This window comes from Brevundimonas sp. (assembly GCF_050729455.1).
Lineage (GTDB): Bacteria > Pseudomonadota > Alphaproteobacteria > Caulobacterales > Caulobacteraceae > Brevundimonas.
In genome coordinates this window covers 19,828-35,153 of sequence record NZ_JBOHLI010000002.1, presented here as the reverse complement: position 1 = coordinate 35,153, position 15,326 = coordinate 19,828, and the positions used below count along the sequence as shown (strand labels likewise).

The following is a 15,326-nucleotide window of genomic DNA, read 5'->3' as shown; positions in this document are numbered from 1 at the left end:
GGGAGACTGAGCCATGCCTGACCCCGTCAACGGCCGACCCGTCACCCCGCGCAACAGCGCCATGGCCGTCGCCTCCAGCGCGCTGAAGGCCCAGCAGTCGCGGATGCGGGTCATCGCCGAGAACATCGCCAACGCGGAATCCACCGCCAATGTCGCCGGCGGCCAGCCCTATCGCCGCCAGACGCCGGTGTTCCAGGCCCGCAACGTCAACGGCGCGACCGGCGTGGTTCTGGCCGAGGTCCGCCCCGACCAGAGCGACTTCCGCATGGAGTACGACCCCTCGCACCCGGCGGCCAACGCCGAGGGCTATGTCCAGCGCCCCAACGTCGACACCCTGATCGAGGCCATGGATATGCGCGAGGCGCAGCGCGCCTATGAGGCCAACCTGAACGTCATCGAGACGGCGCGGAACATGGAGTCCCGCACCCTCGACATCATCAAGAAGTAGGGGCTAGCCCATGAATCCCATGATGGCGGCAAAGGCCTATGCAGCCGTTCAGGGCGGGGCCATGCCCACCGCCCCGAGCGCGGCCGCGGCGACGCAGGGCCCCGGCTTCTCCGAACTGCTGCAAGGCGTGATGAACTCGACGACGCAGCAGACGCGCGGCGCCGAAACCCAGATGGCCCAGATGGTCCAGGGCCAGGGCAGCCTGATCGACGTCGTCACCGCCGTCTCCTCGGCCGAGGCTTCGCTGGAAACCGTCATGGCGGTGCGCGACCAGGTCATCTCGGCCTATCAGGAAATCATGCGGATGCCGATCTGACGGCGATTGTCGTCGGGTTAGGGTCTGTCAGGGTCAGAGGTAGGGCCCTCATCAACCTCACGCAGACGTTTTATCAGGGTGAAGGCGGGCTCGGAGGGAGATGCCGCCTGCTCATAGACGGTCACGTGATCGCCCGTTGCGAGCGGCTTGTCCTTTAAGGGCTCGGACAGGAAGACGTGGTGTTCGATTGAGTGCACAGCGTCTTTTGGTGGGCCTTTCACGGTTCGGAGCGGACGGACCTGAACGGTCTGTCTTTGCACATAGCCGACATGGGGGGTGTATTCGACTGGCAGGGATATTTCTGATCCGATGACCTCCGCGATCCAGATGCGGGTCCACTCGGTATCTTGTGTCTCTGCAGTTGCAGCCCCGGACGAACCTGTCGCGCATGAAAAGATTGCGACGATGACGAGGATCGCGGCCAGGCTCTCGGATCGTTTCATGTGCATTTCTGTATTGCGCACCAGAGGCGAGGTCCACCGCGCCATCCGTGATCTGGGCGTCTGCGTCTCTTCTGCCCTCCTTTTTCGTCATTCTCCGGCCGGCGCTGACCGGGGAACCCAGCGGCGCCCGTTAGGGCGACCCGAAGGGCGGCGCGTAGCAGCCAAGAACCAAGCGCGACGCCTACCTGAAAAGATCGCCTTCGGCGCCGCTGGGTCCCCCGGTCTCGGCTACGCCTCGCCGGAGGATGACGGAGAAAGGCGGCGGATCATTCGCCGCCCTCGACGGTTCTCTCCTGATCAGGGAGAGACGTCATGCTCAAGAACAAGAACTCCTCGGCCATCGTGGCGGTGAAGGATCTGGACCGCGCCAAGGCCTTCTACTCCGACGTGCTGGGCCTGAATCTGGCCGACACCTCGATGGAGGATATGCTGGGCTATCGCACCGGCAACACCTGGCTGACGGTCTACAAGTCCGACTTCGCCGGCACCAATCAGGCCAACGCCGTGACCTGGGACGTCGGCGTCGAGCTGGAGGACATCATCGCCTGGCTCAAGGCCAGGGGCGTGGCCTTCGAACACTATGACGGCATGGATCGCCAGGGAGACGTCCACCACTGCGGGACGCTGCGGCTGGCCTGGTTCAAGGACCCCGACGGCAACATCCTGCATCTGGTCGGCGCGACGACCTAGCCCTCCAGCGAGACCACCGGCTCCTTGATCTCCGCGCGGGCGTGGCCGCGCTTCTTCAGCCAGGCGCGGATGCGTTTCTGGATCGGGTTGTCGACGCCGTAGTGGAACAGGAAGGCGAAGACGAAGGCCGCGCCGACGCCCATGACCCACAGGCCCCAGCGCCAGATCTCGCCCAGGTTCAGCTTGTTCGCCGTGGCCTCGGCCAGACCGAACCAGCCGATCCGGACCACCTCGTTGGAGATGAACATGGAGAAGGAGACCACCGCCGCCTGCTCGACCCATTTCGACGGCTTGGTCACCGGCACGGCGCCCGCGGCCAGGATGATGATGGAGATGAAGGCCAGCGAGATCAGGGCGTTCTTGTCGAAGTACTGCGCCACCGCCAGACCGATCGTGGCCAGCAGCAGGGCCCAGCCGGCGGCGCGCGGCTCGATCCAGACCCCTTGCGCGAACCAGGCCAGACCCATGCCGAGGATGAACAGGGGCAGGGCGCGCCAGATGCCGAAGCCCATGGGCATCTGATAGACGGGATAGTTCAGGATGGCCCAGCACAGCTCGTTGGCCGCCAGATAGCCGACCACCACCAGCCCCAGCGCCAGCCACGGCCCGACCCGCGTCAGGCCGCGCAGCACCCAGGGGAAGGCCAGATAGCAGCCCAGCAGGGCCGAGATCGACCAGCTGGGTGCGTTCCAGCCCAGACCGCCATGGACGCCGAACGCCTGGACCAGGGCCAACTGCGCCGGCAACTGGTCCCAGGCGAACCACTCCGGATGGCTGGGCGGCAGGCCGATGGCCGTGCCGAGCAGCACCATGGCCACCAGCAGCCCGCCCATGATCAGATGGGCCGGAAACACCCGCAGCGACCGCTTGAGGAAGAAGTCCGTCTTCGACATCCGCCCGCTGGCGACTGAGGCGGCGTAGACCCGCATCAGCACATAGCCGCTGTCGATCAGGAAGAAGTTGGTCAGCAGGAAGCCGCCCCGCTCGAACACCGGATGCACGCTCTCGGCCAGAGGCACGGGCGCCGAGGCCTGGAAGTGGTGCAGGATGATCAGCGCGGCCACGATGAAACGCAGCGCGTCCAGCCACCCGCCGCGCATGATCGGCGGCGGCTCATTGTGAGACGAAAACACGCTCCAGCTCATGACGACGGCCTCCTTGCCGCGTGACCCTGCAAGGGCGGCGCCGACATTCTTTCTTCGCTCCGTCAGGAAAGGATATTGCGCGAAGGCGGGATCGTCGAGCTGAGCGACGCCGAGGTCGTTGACTTGGCCTGCTCGCGGATCGACATGACGGTCCTGCGGTGCGCGCTGGAGGGGGGAGCTCATGAGTGGATCGGTCGAGCCGGGACTGGTTGAGGCGTGGGTGACGGGCTGGGCGCTATCGCGAAGCGTCGGCGCGCCGATCCGGGTGGCGGGCGGCCACCGGGTTCTGGTTGGGCAACCCGGACACGCTGAGCGCTTTGTTTTCCCGAGCCTGGACACGGCGACCCTGTCGAACATGGCGGCGAGGATCACCGCGCCTGGGATTTTCCTTAAGGCCTTCTGTGCGCCCGAAGCGCTTCTGGGGGCGGTTGATGAGCGCTGGAGCCTACAGCCTTCCGGCGATCTTATGGCCGTTGATCTGGACGCCGTTCAGCCTCCCGTCGCGTCGGCCGCAGGCTATGTTCAGGACCTCCGGACCGAGGGGGCGGTGCTGGTGGTCGAAATCCATCACGCACTTGGCGGATTGGCCGCTTCGGGACGCGCGGCACTGACGGGAGGATTTGCGGTGTTCGACAAGATTATCACCGACCCGGCGCACCAGCGGCGTGGTCTTGGCCGGATCGTGATGGGTGTTCTGGGAGAACGCGCTCGGGCGCAGGGCGCCGTTCGGGGCGTGCTGCTCGCCACGCCGGAGGGGCGGGCGCTGTACGAAGTTCTGGGCTGGCGTTTCGAGGGGAGGATGCAGACGGTCGTGATCCCGGGCGAAGCGACCGTCGAGGAAGCGATCACTGCATAGGTTGGAAAACCACCTTCTCCCTCAAGGACCTAGCCCCGCACCAGCCGCAGGAATTCCTCGCGCGTGCGGGGATCTTCGCGGACGGTGCCCAGCAGGCAACTGGTCGACAGGCTGGCGCCGGGGACGTCGACGCCGCGCATGGTCATGCAGCTGTGCTCGGCCTCGATGACCACGCCGACGCCGTGGGGACGCAGCACGTCCTGGATGGCGTTGGCGATGTCCGAGGTCATCTTCTCCTGGATCTGCAGGCGCCGGGCGAAGCCGCGCACCACGCGGGCCAGCTTGGAGATGCCGACGACGCGGTCGGTCGGCAGATAGCCGACGTGGGCCACGCCGACGACCGGCAGCATATGGTGTTCGCAGAAGCTGACGAAGCGGATGTTCTTCAGCACGACCAGCTCGTCGTAGCCGCCGACCTCCTCGAAGGTCTTCTCCAGATATTCGCGCGGCTCGACCTCATAGCCCTGGAACAGTTCGCGATAGGACTTGGCCACGCGCTTGGGTGTTTCCAGCAGACCCTCGCGGTCGGGATTGTCGCCCGCCCACTGGATCAGGGTGCGAACGGCGGCTTCGGCTTCGGCCTGCGAGACGGAGGGTTTGTGCGCGTGGTCGGTCATGGCTTGTCCATATAGCCGGACCGGCCGATCAATCCAGCCGTCAGATGGGCGATGAAGCGAAACGGACCGTGCGCCGCGGCGGACAGAGCGCGATCTTCCTTCTCCCCTTGAGGGAGAAGGTGGCCCGTCAGGGCCGGATGAGGGGTGTCGGCGCGACGCCTTGAAGGTTGTCGGTCGGGCGCGGCGGGCATTGATCTGATGGGGGCGCTCGCACCCCTCATCCGTCAGGCTTCGCCTGCCACCTTCTCCCTCAAGGGGAGAAGGGAGATCGTGCGTTTCTAAACGCCCTGTTAACCATCCTGTCGGCATTTTCTGCCGAGTTCCCGGGAGTGGTCGATGAACGGCGCCGAAGTTCTGGATGTGGGCCGTGACGCCATCTGGCTGACGATTCAGCTGTGCGCCCCCGTGCTCGCCGTCGGCCTGGTGGTCGGCGTGGTCATCGGTCTGTTCCAGGCCCTGACGCAGATTCAGGAACAGACCCTGGTCTATGCCCCCAAGATCATCGCCATCTTCGTCTCGCTGCTGCTGTTCCTGCCGTTGATGGGGGCGCTGCTGGGCGGCTTCATGCGCGAGATCGCCGCCCGCATCGCCGGGATGTAGTCGCCGCATGGAGCCTTACGCCACCGCCGATCAGGTCTGGGCCGGCGGGCTGATCTTCGCCCGGGTCGGCGCGATCCTGATGATGATCCCCGGCATCGGCGAGAGCTATGTGCCGCCGCGCGTGCGCCTGTCGCTGGCCCTGCTGCTGTCGTTGGTGCTGTGGCCGCTGGTCGCCGGGACCCTGCCGGCCCTGCCGCCGACCCTGGGGGGCATGGTGGGCTGGATCATCCGCGAGGTCCTGACCGGCCTGGCCATAGGCCTGATCCTGCGCGGCTTCATGACGGCTCTGGTCACGGCGGGCGAAATCGTCTCGCAGCAGACGACCCTGGGCTTCGCCCAGACGGCCAACCCGTTGCAGGCCTCGCCCGGATCGACCATTTCGGCCTTCCTGATGCTGCTGGGGGTGACGCTGATCTTCGCCACCAACACCCATCATATGTTCATCGCCGGCATTCTGGGGTCGTATGAGGCCATCGCCCCGACCAAGCCGCTGATCGCCGCCGACTTCGCCGCCATGGCGGTCAAGACCCTGGGCGAGAGCTTCATGCTGGGGGTTCAGCTGTCGGCGCCGGTGCTGGTCTTCGCCCTGATCTTCAACCTGGCCTCGGGGCTGGTGGCGCGGGTCATGCCGTCGTTCCAGGTCTATTTCGCCGCCGCGCCGCTGAGCGTGCTTCTGGGTCTGTCGGTCTTCGCGCTGAGCCTTGGCGTGATGGGGACCATCTTCATCGACCGCTATCGCGCCCTGGCGCGGGTCTTCACGGGGGGCGGCCTTGGCTGAAGGCGCCGATCCCGAGTCCAAAACCGAAGAGGCCTCCCCGCGAAAGCTTGAGGAGGCTCGCAAGAAGGGCGACGTCGCCAAGTCGTCTGACGTGGCGGCGGCCATGTCCCTGGCGGGGGCGGCGGCGGTCCTGCTGCTGGGCGGCGGCTATTTCTCGCAGCAGATGGCCGAGGACCTGCTGCCCTTCCTGGCCGAGCCCCACGCCATGATCGGCGGACTGGAGGCGGGGGCCGGGGTCGAGATCGGGGTGCGCGCCCTGTGGGCCGTGACGCCCTTTCTGGCGGCGCTGATGCTGGCCGTCATCGTCGGCGGGGTGGGGGGCAATCTGGCCCAGTCGGGCTTCCTGTTCACGGCAGAGAAGCTCAAGCCCAAGTGGTCGGCGGTCAGCCCGCTGCAGGGGTTCAAGCGCATCTTCGGCCCTGACGGCGTGGTTCAGTTCATCAAGACCTTCCTGAAGCTGGTGGCCATCGGCGCCGTCTGCTGGTGGGTGCTGAAGCCGCACGCCCGCGAGCTGGAGAACCTGGCCGCCATGAGCCCGGCGATGATCCTGCCCTTCGCGCGGGATCTGGCGGGGGCGCTGATGATCTCGGCCCTGATCTTCCTGGCCTTCACCGCCGGCGCGGACTTCATCTGGCAGAAGTTCCGCTTCGCCAAGCGGATGCGGATGACCAAGGAGGAGATGAAGGAGGACTTCAAGCAGTCCGAAGGCGATCCGCACGTGAAGGCCAAGCTGCGCCAGATCCGGATGCAGCGCAGCCGCCAGCGCATGATGCAGGCCGTGCCGACCGCCACCGTCATCGTCACCAACCCGACCCACTATTCGGTCGCCCTGCGCTACGAGCCGGATCAGGGCGACGCGGCGCCGATCTGCGTGGCCAAGGGCGTCGACGCCCTGGCCCTGCGCATCCGTGAGGTGGCCAAGGAACACGACGTGCCGATCGTCGAGAACGTGCCCCTGGCCCGCGCCCTCTATGCGGCGGTCGAGGTGGACGACGCCATTCCGCGTGAACATTTCGAGGCGGCGGCCAAGGTCATCGGCTTCGTCATGCAGGGACGGAAACGGCGGTGAGGGGGGAAAGGGGGAGGGCGGTTAGGGCGCTGGAACGAGCTTCGGTATGCTGATGGTTAATGATTCGCGCGGGCAGGACGCCATGACGATTTCCCGGCCGAAGGCGGCGACGACGCGCCGTCCGACCTTTGATCCGCTGCTGGTGCTGATGGCGCTGGGCTTCGCCCTGGCGGTCGCCGCCATGGTCTATCCGGCGTTCCGCGCCGACGCGATGACGGCGCCGGGTCTGATCCTGATCTTCGCGGCGGGGGCCACGGCCCTGATCTGGCTGTTCGCCTTCGGCCGCGCCGAAGTGCGCCGCGCCAGCGGCGACACGGCCGTCGAGATGCTGGACGCCATGGCCGAGCCCGCCGCCCTGGTCTGGCCGTCCGGTCAGGTGCTGGCCTACAACGCCGCCTGGGCCGAGGAGAACGGCGCGGTCACGGCGCTTCCGCGCGGCAAGTCGGCGCAAGCCCTCTACATGGCCTTCGCCCAGGCCCGCGAAGGCCATCAGGGCCGCGCCATCGTCCAGATCGGCGCGCGCGAGATCGAGGTGCTGATCGGTCAGGCGGGGCAGGGGCGTTTTCTGGTCCGCGCCGCCCCCGACGCTGTTCTGCCGGTGCCGCAGACCGCGCCCGTCGCCGCCCCCGCCAAGGTCAGCGGCGAGGCCCGCGCCATGGCCGCCGGGGCGCCCTTCGGCTCGACCGTCATCGCCGGCGACGACCTGTTCGCGGGCAAGGCCGAGGATTCCAACGCCGCGCTCGCCGTCCTGACCGGCCCCGCCGCTTCGGGCGACGCCGCCTTCGGCCATCTGTTCGACCCGGCGGGGGTGATCGAGGCCAAGACCAAGTTGGCGGCGGGGTCTTCCGGTCCGATCGAGCTGGTGGCCCGCGCCTATCCCGACCGTCATCTGCACCTCTATGTCGCGCCCGAAGGCGACAAGCGCCGCGTCTGGCTGTTCGACGTGACGACGCAGAAGTCGATGGAGCTGCAGCTGTCGCAGGCCCAGAAGATGCAGGCCGTGGGCCAGCTGGCCGGCGGCGTGGCGCACGATTTCAACAACCTGCTGACCGCCATCCAGATGCAGCTGTCCGAGCTGCTGGAACGCCACCCGGTCGGCGATCCCTCCTATGACGGGCTGAACCAGATCCGTCAGACGGGCATCCGCGCCGCCGATCTGGTGCGCAAGCTGCTGGCCTTCTCGCGCAAGTCGACGGTGCGGCGCGAGCGGCTGGACCTGGGCGAACTGGTCGGCGAGTTCGCCGTCCTGCTGCGCCGTCTGCTGCGCGAGGACGTCCGGCTGGAGACCGACTACGGCCGCGACATGCCGCTGGTTCTGGCCGACAAGAGCCAGCTGGAGACCGCCGTCATGAACCTGGCGGTCAACGCCCGCGACGCCATGCGCGGCGTGGTCGAGCCGGGCGCGGGCGTCGTCACCATCAAGACCCGCCGCCTGACCGAGGGGCAAGCCCGCGACATGGGCTGGCGCGAGGCCGCGGGCGAGATCGCCCTGATCGAGGTGTCGGACACCGGCCCCGGCGTGCCGCCCGAACTGCTGGACAAGATCTTCGAGCCCTTCTTCACCACCAAGGCGGTCAACGAAGGCACCGGCATGGGCCTGGCCACCGTCTATGGCATCGTCCAGCAGGCGGGCGGCCATATCAGCGTCTCGAATATTGAGGGGGCCGGCGCCGCCTTCCGCATCTTCCTGCCCGCCGCCTCGGCCGAGGAACTGGTCGCCGCGCCTGTGGTCGAGAAGGTCGTCAAGGCCGCGCCGCGCGACTTGTCGGGCGCGGGCCGCATCCTGTTCGTCGAGGACGAGGCCGCCGTGCGCGGCATCGCCGCCCGCCTGCTGCGTCAGCGCGGCTATGAGGTGATCGAGGCCGCCGACGGCGAGGAAGCCCTGATCCTGGCAGAGGAATGGGCGGGTCAGATCGACATGATGATCTCCGATGTCATCATGCCGGGGCTGGACGGTCCGTCCCTGCTGCGCAAGGCGCGGCCCTTCCTCGGCGACGCCCCGGTCATGTTCATCTCGGGCTATGCCGAGAGCGACTTCTCGGACCTGCTGCAGGACGAGACCGGCGTCTCCTTCCTGCCCAAGCCGCTGGACATCAAGACCCTGGCCGAGCGCGTGAAGCAGGAACTGCACGCGGGCTGAGCCTTCACCGCCGTCATCCCGGGGCTGCGCAGCAGAACCCGGGACCCAGGCGGCGGATCACGGGCGCGGTCCCGGCTCTTCGCTGCGCTTCGGCCGGGATGACGGCAGGGGTTAAGCCCCCGCTGCGAGCGGACGCTCAGTCAATGCGCGGCCGCGCGAGTCTGCTGTCGGATCGGGTGCTAACTTCGCAAAACGACCCGTTGTGGACCCTTGGCGGTCGGGACAAGGTCTCTCAAGCTACAACTTAGAGGCGGCAGATGAGCCAAAGTGACACTGTTAGAGCACTGCGACTAGACCGCCAGGTGAACGCACGCCTGTGCGATGTGCTCGATCGCTTCTACCCTGGCTTCCTGACATGTCACGTTCTCGTCGAAACCCCCGAACAGGTCACCGACCTGTACACGGTCCTCCTCGATGGAGCGAAAGTCCTTCGGTTTGAGCTTCCCAGAACCGCCGAGCCTGAGCCTCTGGAGGTAGAGACCTTCAGCGTAGATCAATTCCGCCAAATGATTGGGCAGGGCAAGTTTCAGCTCATGCTCGATCGAGCGATTCAGGACTACCTCCACGCTTACGCGGATGCCCGCTAACCACCCTTGGCGGACATTCGACGCAGCCGCTTTCGACTCTCAACTCTCTAAAACAGCATAGCCCTCAGACCCTCACATCAAACGGGCGCGGCTCGCCCCAGCGGCGTTCGCGGGCGGCGTCGTGCAGGGTGTCGGCCAGGTCGAGCAGGTGGTGGCGCTGCAGGCGGGGGATGACCTCCAGCAGGTGCAGCCGCAGGGCCTCGGCTTCGGCGTCGGTCAGGCGCGCGAGGCGGCGGGAAGAACGGGCGGTCACGACGGTCCTCCTTCGCTTTTGGGGGGCGTCGGACAAAAACGGCTGTTCCTGTCGCTTGTTCCAGAACGACGTTCCTGGCGAAAATCTGAACAAACGCGGCGGTAAAGGCTTGGGTCTTTCGTGCGCCGCCCTAGATAGGGGCCAGACGATTCCCAACGCCCAAGAGGAAGCTCCCCATGGCCTTCACCCTGCCCCCGCTGCCCTATGCCCACGACGGCCTGGAGCCCGCCATCGACAAGGAGACGATGGGCTTCCACTACGACAAGCACCATCAGACCTATGTCGACAACCTGAACAAGGCTGTCGCCGCCGCCGGCGTCGAAGGCCAGTCGTTCGACGAGCTGTTCGCCAAGATGTCGACCCTGCCGGTCGCCGTGCGCAACAACGCCGGCGGCGTGTGGAACCACACCTTCTTCTGGGAGGGGCTGGCCCCCGTCGGCACGGGCGGCGCGCCCTCGGCTGAACTGGCCGCCGCCATCGACGCGGACCTCGGCGGCATGGACGCCTTCAAGGAGGCCTTCAACGCGGCCGGTCTGGGTCGCTTCGGTTCGGGCTGGGCCTGGCTGATCGTGCAGAACGGCAAGCTGAAGATCATCTCGACGCCGAACCAGGACAACTCCCTGATGGACTTCGCCGAGGAGAAGGGCGCGCCCCTGCTCGTCGCCGACGTCTGGGAGCACGCCTACTACCTGAAGTACCAGAACCGCCGCGCCGAGTTCCTGGCCGCCTTCTGGTCCATCGTGAACTGGAACAAGGTCAACGAACTGTACGCCGCCGCCAAGGGCTGAAACCCCCGCGCGGCTTGACTCCGGAGGGGCGGGCCTTCATAAGCCCGCCCTTCTCGCATCGGGTTTCGGCCCGAGGCGCGAACTGACTACGGACGATGCGTGGACCGCCGTTGAGATCGCCGCTCCAATCGGGGAGGGGCCGGGCCGCATCAGCATGAAGAGTGACTTATGTCCAAGCGCCATAGCGCCAAGTACAAAATCGACCGCGCCATGGGTGAAAACCTGTGGGGCCGCGCCAAGTCGCCGGTCAACAAGCGTTCGTACGGCCCGGGCCAGCACGGCCAGCGTCGTAAGTCGAAGGTTTCGGACTTCGGCCTGCAGCTGAAGGCCAAGCAGAAGCTCAAGGGCTACTACGGCAACATCACCGAGAAGCAATTCTCGGCCATCTACGCCGAAGCCGGTCGCCGCAAGGGCAACACCTCGGAAAACCTGATCGGTCTGCTGGAATCGCGCCTGGACGCCATCGTCTACCGCGCCAAGTTCGTCCCGACCGTCTGGGCCGCTCGCCAGTTCGTCAGCCACGGCCACGTGACCGTCGACGGCAAGAAGGTCGACATCGGTTCGTACCGCGTCAAGCCGGGCCAGGTCATCGAGGTCAAGGAAAAGTCGCGCAACATGGCTCTGGTGCTCGAAGCCCAGCAGTCGTCGGAACGCGACATCCCCGACTACCTGGAGCAGGGCGACCGCGGCTTCTCGATCCGTTACGTCCGCGTGCCGGAACTGTCGGACGTGCCGTACCCGGTCAAGATGGAACCGAACCTGGTCGTCGAATACTACTCGTCGTAATCGACACGCCGGTTTGCTGATCGTCCCTCGGGACGGTCCCTGGAAGATCGAGGAGGCCCCGGCGTCAAGCCGGGGCCTCTTTCGTTTTTGCGCCCTGCGCCTGATCGGCGATATCGCGGCAAGGCTTCGTTAGCCATTTAGGACGACGGCGGATTAAGGATTGGGATTCTAGGGAAAGGGTCGTTTCAGTATCCTTCCCCCCAGGATTTCATGCGTATCGTCGATTGTTTGACCAACGCCCACAACCTGGCGCTGGTCGCCCTGGCCGCGCTTGTCTGCGTGCTGGGCAGCTGGATCACCGTCAGCCTGCTGAAGCGGGTCCGCAGCACGCGGGCCGGAACGCGCGCCGCCTGGGTCTTCCTGGGCGCGGTGGCGGGCGGGGCGACGGTCTGGTGCACCCATTTCGTCGCCATGATCGCCTATGAGCCCGGAGTTCAGGTCGCCTATGAGCCAGGCCTGACGGGCGTGTCCTTGCTGGTGGCCATCGCCGGTTCGGGCGCGGCCCTGCTGACGGCCGCGCAAAGGCTGCGCGTCGCCGCCGTCCTGGGCGGGCTGTTGTTCGGCCTGACGGTCGCGGGGATGCACTTCATCGGCATGGCCGCCTTCGCTGTGGACGCCGTGATCCACTGGTCCGGCGCCTATGTGGCGGCTTCCATGATCGGCTCGCTGCTGTTCGGGGCCCTGGCCTTCCATCTGGCGGAAGGGGCGACGGACACGCGCGGGCGCTGGCTGGCGATTCTCTGCATGGTGCTGGGCATCGTGATCCTGCACTTCACCGCCATGTCGGCCATGACCATCCTGCCCTTCGCTCCGCTGGACGGGGTCCTGACCAGCGATGACGCGCATCAGGCCCTCGCCGTCGGCGTGGCGGGCGTGGGCCTGCTGGTCCTGGGCGCCGGCGCCGCCAGCTATGCGCTGGACAGCCAGTCGCGCGGCCAGGCCGAGACGCGGCTGCAGCACCTGATCGAAGGCGGCGTGGACGGCGTGGCGATCGAACGCGACGGCGTCGTCATCGGCGCGAACAGCGCCCTGCTGAAACTGGTCGGCGTCGAGCGCGAGACCCTGATCGGCCAGCCTCTGTCGCGCTGGGCCGAGGACGTCGCGCGCCTGGTCGACGGCGACATGGTCCAGTCGTCGCTGACCACCGCCTCGGGCGAGGTCCTGCCGGTCGAGCTGGCGGCCAAGCGCGATCACGCCAGCGAGGGCGTGGTCATGATCTACGCCGTGCGCGACCTGCGCGCGCGTCAGGCGCAGGAGCGCCGCATCGCCCATCTGGCCCGCAACGACAGCCTGACCGGCCTGCCCAACCGCGCCTCCTTCCTGGAGCGGCTGAACCGCCAGACGGCGACGATCCAGCCGGGCGAGACCCTGGCCCTGTTCGCCCTCGACCTGAACCGCTTCAAGGAGGTCAACGACCTCTACGGCCACGCGGTCGGCGACCAGCTGCTGTGCCGGATTTCGGATCATCTGCGCGAGGCGTTGAAGGACGGCGAGTTCGTCGCCCGTCAGGGCGGGGACGAGTTCGTGGCGATGGCCCCGGTCGCTTCGCGCGCCGAGGCTCTGGCCGTGGCCGAGCGGCTGCGCGCCGCCGTCATCCGGCCGGTGACCATCGAGCACGCCGACCTGTCCTGCGGGGCCAGCATCGGCGTCTCCCTGTGGCCCGAGGACGCCGACGACCTGTCGACCCTGATCAACAACGCCGACCTGGCCATGTATCGCGCCAAGGGGCTCGCTGACGGTCGACATCTGCTTCTATGAGGCGGACATGGATCAGGCCGTCCGCGCCCGTCGCCGCGTCACCCAGGCCCTGCGCGAAGCCCTGGATAACGAACAGTTCGAGCTGCACTATCAGGTTCAGGCCTCGGTCGAGACTGGCAAGGCGACGGGCTACGAAGTCCTGCTGCGCTGGAAGGACGAGGACGGCCGCAACATCCCGCCCTCGGACTTCATCCCCGTGGCCGAGGAAACCGGCCTGATCCTGCCGATCGGCGAATGGGTGCTGCGTCAGGCCTGCAAGCAGGCCGCCGCCTGGACCGAGCCGCACCGCATCGCCGTCAACCTGTCGCCGGTGCAGCTGGGCCACGTGGACCTGCCGCGTCTGGTGCATCAGGTCCTGCTGGAGACCGGGCTGGACGCCTCGCGTCTGGAGCTGGAGATCACCGAGACGGCCATGATCAGCGACATGGAGCGCACCACCCATGTCCTGCGCCAGCTGAAGGCTCTGGGCGTCACCATCGCCATGGACGACTTCGGCACCGGCTATTCCTCGCTGTCGATGCTGCGGGCCTTCCCCTTCGACAAGATCAAGCTGGACCGCTCCTTCATGACCGAGCTGGACGGCGCCGCGCCCCAGTCGCGGGCCATCATCCGCGCCGTCCTGACCATCGGCGAGAGCCTGTCGATCCCGGTCCTGGCCGAGGGCGTCGAAACGGCCGAGCAACTGGCCTTCCTGCGCGCCCAGGGCTGCAACGAGGTGCAGGGCTATCTGCTGGGCCGGCCCCAGCCCGAGGCCGACGCCCTGTCGAACGGCGCCGCCGTGGTGGCGACGCCGTCCAATGGGGATCAGGCCGCGATGGAGTCGTCGGCCAGAGCCCGCGCCGTCGCGTAACCGGGCCAGTGGGCCGCGCCCGCCCGTTCGTACTGGACGGGCAGGCCTTCCGGCTGGCCCAGGGCCGCGGCGGCGTGGTGGCCCCAGTTGGGATCGTCCAGCACGGCGCGGGCCACGGCGATCAGGTCCGCCTTGCCCTGGATCAGCAGGTCTTCGGCCTGCTGCGGCGTCACGATCATGCCCACCGTCATGACATTGGCCTCGGGGACCGCCGCCTTGACCGCCTCGGCGAAGGCGACCTGATAGTTCGGCTGGTCGCCGGGGATGCGGGCCGTGGCGACATTGCCGCCGCTGGTCAGGTGCAGGTAGTCGTAGCCCATGGCGTGCAGGGCGGCGCCGAAGGCCTGCGCCTCCTCGACCGTGATGCCGCCCTCGGTCCAGTCTGAACCGTTGAAGCGGACGCCCAGAGCCTTGGTCCGGGGCCAGGCGTCGCGCAGGGCCTGGGCCACCCGCAGCGGGAAGCGCATCCGGTTCTCCAGCGAGCCGCCGAACTCATCGGTCCGTTCGTTCGACAGCGGCGACAGGAACTGGGTCAGCAGATAGCCGTGCGCGGCGTGCAGCTCGACCAGATCGAACCCGGCCCGGTCGGCGCGTTTGGCCGAGTCCACGAAGGCGGCGACCACCCGGTCCATGCCGGCCTGATCCAAGGCCGTCGGCGTGTGCCAGTCATCTCTGAAGGGCTGGGCCGAGGCCGAAAAGGTCTCCCACGCCTTGTCGGCGGAGGCGGGGCCGCCGCGGTCGATCCACGGCGGATTGGTCGAGGCCTTGCGACCCGCGTGGGCCAGCTGAATGCCGATGGGCGCAGCCGAATAGGTGCGGATGTCGCGAATGATCTTGGCGAAGGTGGCTTCCTGCTCGTCGTTCCACAGGCCGGTGTCGGCCCAGGAGATGCGGCCGGCCGCCTCGACGCCCGTGGCCTCGATCACCACCAGGCCGGCGCCCGACAGGGCCAGCCGACCGATATGCTGGGCGTGCCAGGGCTGGGGCAGGCCGTCCACGGCCGAATACATACACATGGGGGCGACGACGATGCGGTTCTTCAGCGTCAGCGGCCCGACGGCGCGCGGGGTGAACAGCAGGCTCATGCTTTGATCTCTTGGCTGACCCCAGGAGGCGGGATGGGGAGGCGGGTCACAGTAGCTATGACTGTGGCTGTTCCGTTCAAGCCCCGCCTTTCCGATTATTCACGTGATCCCGAACGG

Annotated in this window: 18 protein-coding genes; 13 read left to right on the top strand and 5 right to left on the bottom strand. The window is 67.3% G+C overall.

The window, feature by feature from the left end; all coding sequences use genetic code 11:
* Positions 1 to 13: 13 nt before the first annotated feature.
* Together flgC and fliE are read left to right on the top strand one after the other, a co-directional pair.
* Positions 14 to 448, top strand: a complete 435-nt coding sequence (gene flgC, locus ACREEF_RS00830) for a flagellar basal body rod protein FlgC (protein WP_431563712.1) — start codon at positions 14 to 16, stop codon at positions 446 to 448.
* A 10-nt stretch (positions 449 to 458) separates the two neighbouring features.
* Positions 459 to 764, top strand: coding sequence for a flagellar hook-basal body complex protein FliE (gene fliE, locus ACREEF_RS00825; protein ID WP_296178690.1), 306 nt, complete (start codon positions 459 to 461; stop codon positions 762 to 764).
* 17 nt (positions 765 to 781) lie between these two features.
* On the opposite strand, the gene ACREEF_RS00820 is transcribed toward fliE, so the two are convergent.
* Positions 782 to 1,207, bottom strand: a complete 426-nt coding sequence (locus ACREEF_RS00820) for a hypothetical protein (protein WP_431563711.1) — start codon at positions 1,205 to 1,207, stop codon at positions 782 to 784.
* A 312-nt stretch (positions 1,208 to 1,519) separates the two neighbouring features.
* On the opposite strand from ACREEF_RS00820, the gene ACREEF_RS00815 reads away from it, so the two are divergent.
* Positions 1,520 to 1,897 (top strand): VOC family protein, encoded by a 378-nt coding sequence (locus ACREEF_RS00815; RefSeq protein ID WP_431563710.1) that lies wholly within the window; start codon positions 1,520 to 1,522, stop codon positions 1,895 to 1,897.
* Here ACREEF_RS00815 and ACREEF_RS00810 read toward each other — a convergent pair.
* Positions 1,894 to 3,225 (bottom strand): acyltransferase family protein, encoded by a 1,332-nt coding sequence (locus tag ACREEF_RS00810; RefSeq protein ID WP_431563709.1) that lies wholly within the window; start codon positions 3,223 to 3,225, stop codon positions 1,894 to 1,896. The two genes, ACREEF_RS00815 and ACREEF_RS00810, sit on opposite strands and share 4 nt — an antisense overlap.
* Here ACREEF_RS00810 and ACREEF_RS00805 point away from each other — a divergent pair.
* Complete coding sequence (locus tag ACREEF_RS00805) at positions 3,224 to 3,898, top strand: GNAT family N-acetyltransferase (protein WP_431563708.1); 675 nt, start codon at positions 3,224 to 3,226, stop codon at positions 3,896 to 3,898. The two genes, ACREEF_RS00810 and ACREEF_RS00805, sit on opposite strands and share 2 nt — an antisense overlap.
* Positions 3,899 to 3,927: 29 nt before the next feature.
* On the opposite strand, the gene folE is transcribed toward ACREEF_RS00805, so the two are convergent.
* Entirely contained in the window at positions 3,928 to 4,515 is a 588-nt protein-coding gene (folE, locus tag ACREEF_RS00800) for a GTP cyclohydrolase I FolE (RefSeq protein ID WP_292084198.1), read from the bottom strand.
* A 336-nt stretch (positions 4,516 to 4,851) separates the two neighbouring features.
* On the opposite strand from folE, the gene fliQ reads away from it, so the two are divergent.
* The 5 genes from fliQ to ACREEF_RS00775 all read left to right on the top strand — a co-directional run bounded on the left by fliQ (position 4,852) and on the right by ACREEF_RS00775 (position 9,689).
* Entirely contained in the window at positions 4,852 to 5,115 is a 264-nt protein-coding gene (gene fliQ, locus ACREEF_RS00795; protein ID WP_431563707.1) for a flagellar biosynthesis protein FliQ, read from the top strand.
* A gap of 7 nt (positions 5,116 to 5,122) precedes the next feature.
* Complete coding sequence (gene fliR / locus ACREEF_RS00790; RefSeq protein WP_431563706.1) at positions 5,123 to 5,893, top strand: flagellar biosynthetic protein FliR; 771 nt, start codon at positions 5,123 to 5,125, stop codon at positions 5,891 to 5,893.
* The gene (gene flhB / locus ACREEF_RS00785) at positions 5,886 to 6,962 is read left to right on the top strand and encodes a flagellar biosynthesis protein FlhB (RefSeq protein WP_431563705.1); all 1,077 of its coding nucleotides are present in this window, start codon (positions 5,886 to 5,888) and stop codon (positions 6,960 to 6,962) included. Before fliR ends, flhB begins: the two co-directional genes overlap by 8 nt.
* An 82-nt stretch (positions 6,963 to 7,044) precedes the next feature.
* A complete protein-coding gene (gene cckA, locus ACREEF_RS00780) occupies positions 7,045 to 9,102 on the top strand; it encodes a cell cycle histidine kinase CckA (RefSeq protein ID WP_431563804.1) in 2,058 nt (685 codons plus the stop codon).
* Positions 9,103 to 9,404: 302 nt separating this feature from the next.
* Entirely contained in the window at positions 9,405 to 9,689 is a 285-nt protein-coding gene (locus tag ACREEF_RS00775) for a hypothetical protein (protein WP_431563704.1), read from the top strand.
* Between the two features lie 64 nt (positions 9,690 to 9,753).
* Here the strand turns inward: ACREEF_RS00775 and ACREEF_RS00770 are convergent, their stop codons facing one another.
* Positions 9,754 to 9,942 (bottom strand): hypothetical protein, encoded by a 189-nt coding sequence (locus tag ACREEF_RS00770; RefSeq protein ID WP_431563703.1) that lies wholly within the window; start codon positions 9,940 to 9,942, stop codon positions 9,754 to 9,756.
* A gap of 176 nt (positions 9,943 to 10,118) precedes the next feature.
* Here ACREEF_RS00770 and ACREEF_RS00765 point away from each other — a divergent pair, with 176 nt between their 5' ends.
* From ACREEF_RS00765 to ACREEF_RS00750, 4 genes are all read left to right on the top strand, one after another.
* On the top strand, positions 10,119 to 10,730 hold the full coding sequence (locus tag ACREEF_RS00765) for a superoxide dismutase (protein WP_431563702.1): 612 nt from the start codon (positions 10,119 to 10,121) through the stop codon (positions 10,728 to 10,730).
* Between the two features lie 168 nt (positions 10,731 to 10,898).
* Positions 10,899 to 11,516: a 30S ribosomal protein S4 gene (gene rpsD, locus ACREEF_RS00760; protein WP_207825770.1), complete on the top strand. Its 618-nt coding sequence runs from the start codon at positions 10,899 to 10,901 to the stop codon at positions 11,514 to 11,516.
* 210 nt (positions 11,517 to 11,726) lie between these two features.
* Entirely contained in the window at positions 11,727 to 13,274 is a 1,548-nt protein-coding gene (locus ACREEF_RS00755) for a diguanylate cyclase domain-containing protein (RefSeq protein ID WP_431563701.1), read from the top strand.
* Positions 13,275 to 13,281: 7 nt separating this feature from the next.
* A complete protein-coding gene (locus ACREEF_RS00750; protein WP_431563700.1) occupies positions 13,282 to 14,124 on the top strand; it encodes a putative bifunctional diguanylate cyclase/phosphodiesterase in 843 nt (280 codons plus the stop codon).
* Here the strand turns inward: ACREEF_RS00750 and ACREEF_RS00745 are convergent.
* Positions 14,079 to 15,209: an NADH:flavin oxidoreductase/NADH oxidase gene (locus ACREEF_RS00745; RefSeq protein WP_431563699.1), complete on the bottom strand. Its 1,131-nt coding sequence runs from the start codon at positions 15,207 to 15,209 to the stop codon at positions 14,079 to 14,081. The two genes, ACREEF_RS00750 and ACREEF_RS00745, sit on opposite strands and share 46 nt — an antisense overlap.
* Positions 15,210 to 15,326: the final 117 nt, after the last annotated feature.

Excerpts from the sequence above, each read along its gene's own strand:
- fliQ (WP_431563707.1), top strand. The coding sequence starts at position 4,852 with ATGAACGGCGCCGAAGTTCTGGATGTGGGCCGTGACGCCATCTGGCTG.
- ACREEF_RS00745 (WP_431563699.1), bottom strand. The coding sequence starts at position 15,209 with ATGAGCCTGCTGTTCACCCCGCGCGCCGTCGGGCCGCTGACGCTGAAG.
- flgC (WP_431563712.1), top strand. The coding sequence starts at position 14 with ATGCCTGACCCCGTCAACGGCCGACCCGTCACCCCGCGCAACAGCGCC.
- fliE (WP_296178690.1), top strand. The coding sequence starts at position 459 with ATGAATCCCATGATGGCGGCAAAGGCCTATGCAGCCGTTCAGGGCGGG.
- ACREEF_RS00755 (WP_431563701.1), top strand. The coding sequence starts at position 11,727 with ATGCGTATCGTCGATTGTTTGACCAACGCCCACAACCTGGCGCTGGTC.
- ACREEF_RS00820 (WP_431563711.1), bottom strand. The coding sequence starts at position 1,207 with ATGAAACGATCCGAGAGCCTGGCCGCGATCCTCGTCATCGTCGCAATC.
- ACREEF_RS00815 (WP_431563710.1), top strand. The coding sequence starts at position 1,520 with ATGCTCAAGAACAAGAACTCCTCGGCCATCGTGGCGGTGAAGGATCTG.
- folE (WP_292084198.1), bottom strand. The coding sequence starts at position 4,515 with ATGACCGACCACGCGCACAAACCCTCCGTCTCGCAGGCCGAAGCCGAA.
- rpsD (WP_207825770.1), top strand. The coding sequence starts at position 10,899 with ATGTCCAAGCGCCATAGCGCCAAGTACAAAATCGACCGCGCCATGGGT.
- cckA (WP_431563804.1), top strand. The coding sequence starts at position 7,045 with ATGACGATTTCCCGGCCGAAGGCGGCGACGACGCGCCGTCCGACCTTT.
- ACREEF_RS00765 (WP_431563702.1), top strand. The coding sequence starts at position 10,119 with ATGGCCTTCACCCTGCCCCCGCTGCCCTATGCCCACGACGGCCTGGAG.
- ACREEF_RS00805 (WP_431563708.1), top strand. The coding sequence starts at position 3,224 with ATGAGTGGATCGGTCGAGCCGGGACTGGTTGAGGCGTGGGTGACGGGC.
- fliR (WP_431563706.1), top strand. The coding sequence starts at position 5,123 with ATGGAGCCTTACGCCACCGCCGATCAGGTCTGGGCCGGCGGGCTGATC.
- ACREEF_RS00750 (WP_431563700.1), top strand. The coding sequence starts at position 13,282 with ATGGATCAGGCCGTCCGCGCCCGTCGCCGCGTCACCCAGGCCCTGCGC.
- ACREEF_RS00810 (WP_431563709.1), bottom strand. The coding sequence starts at position 3,225 with ATGAGCTCCCCCCTCCAGCGCGCACCGCAGGACCGTCATGTCGATCCG.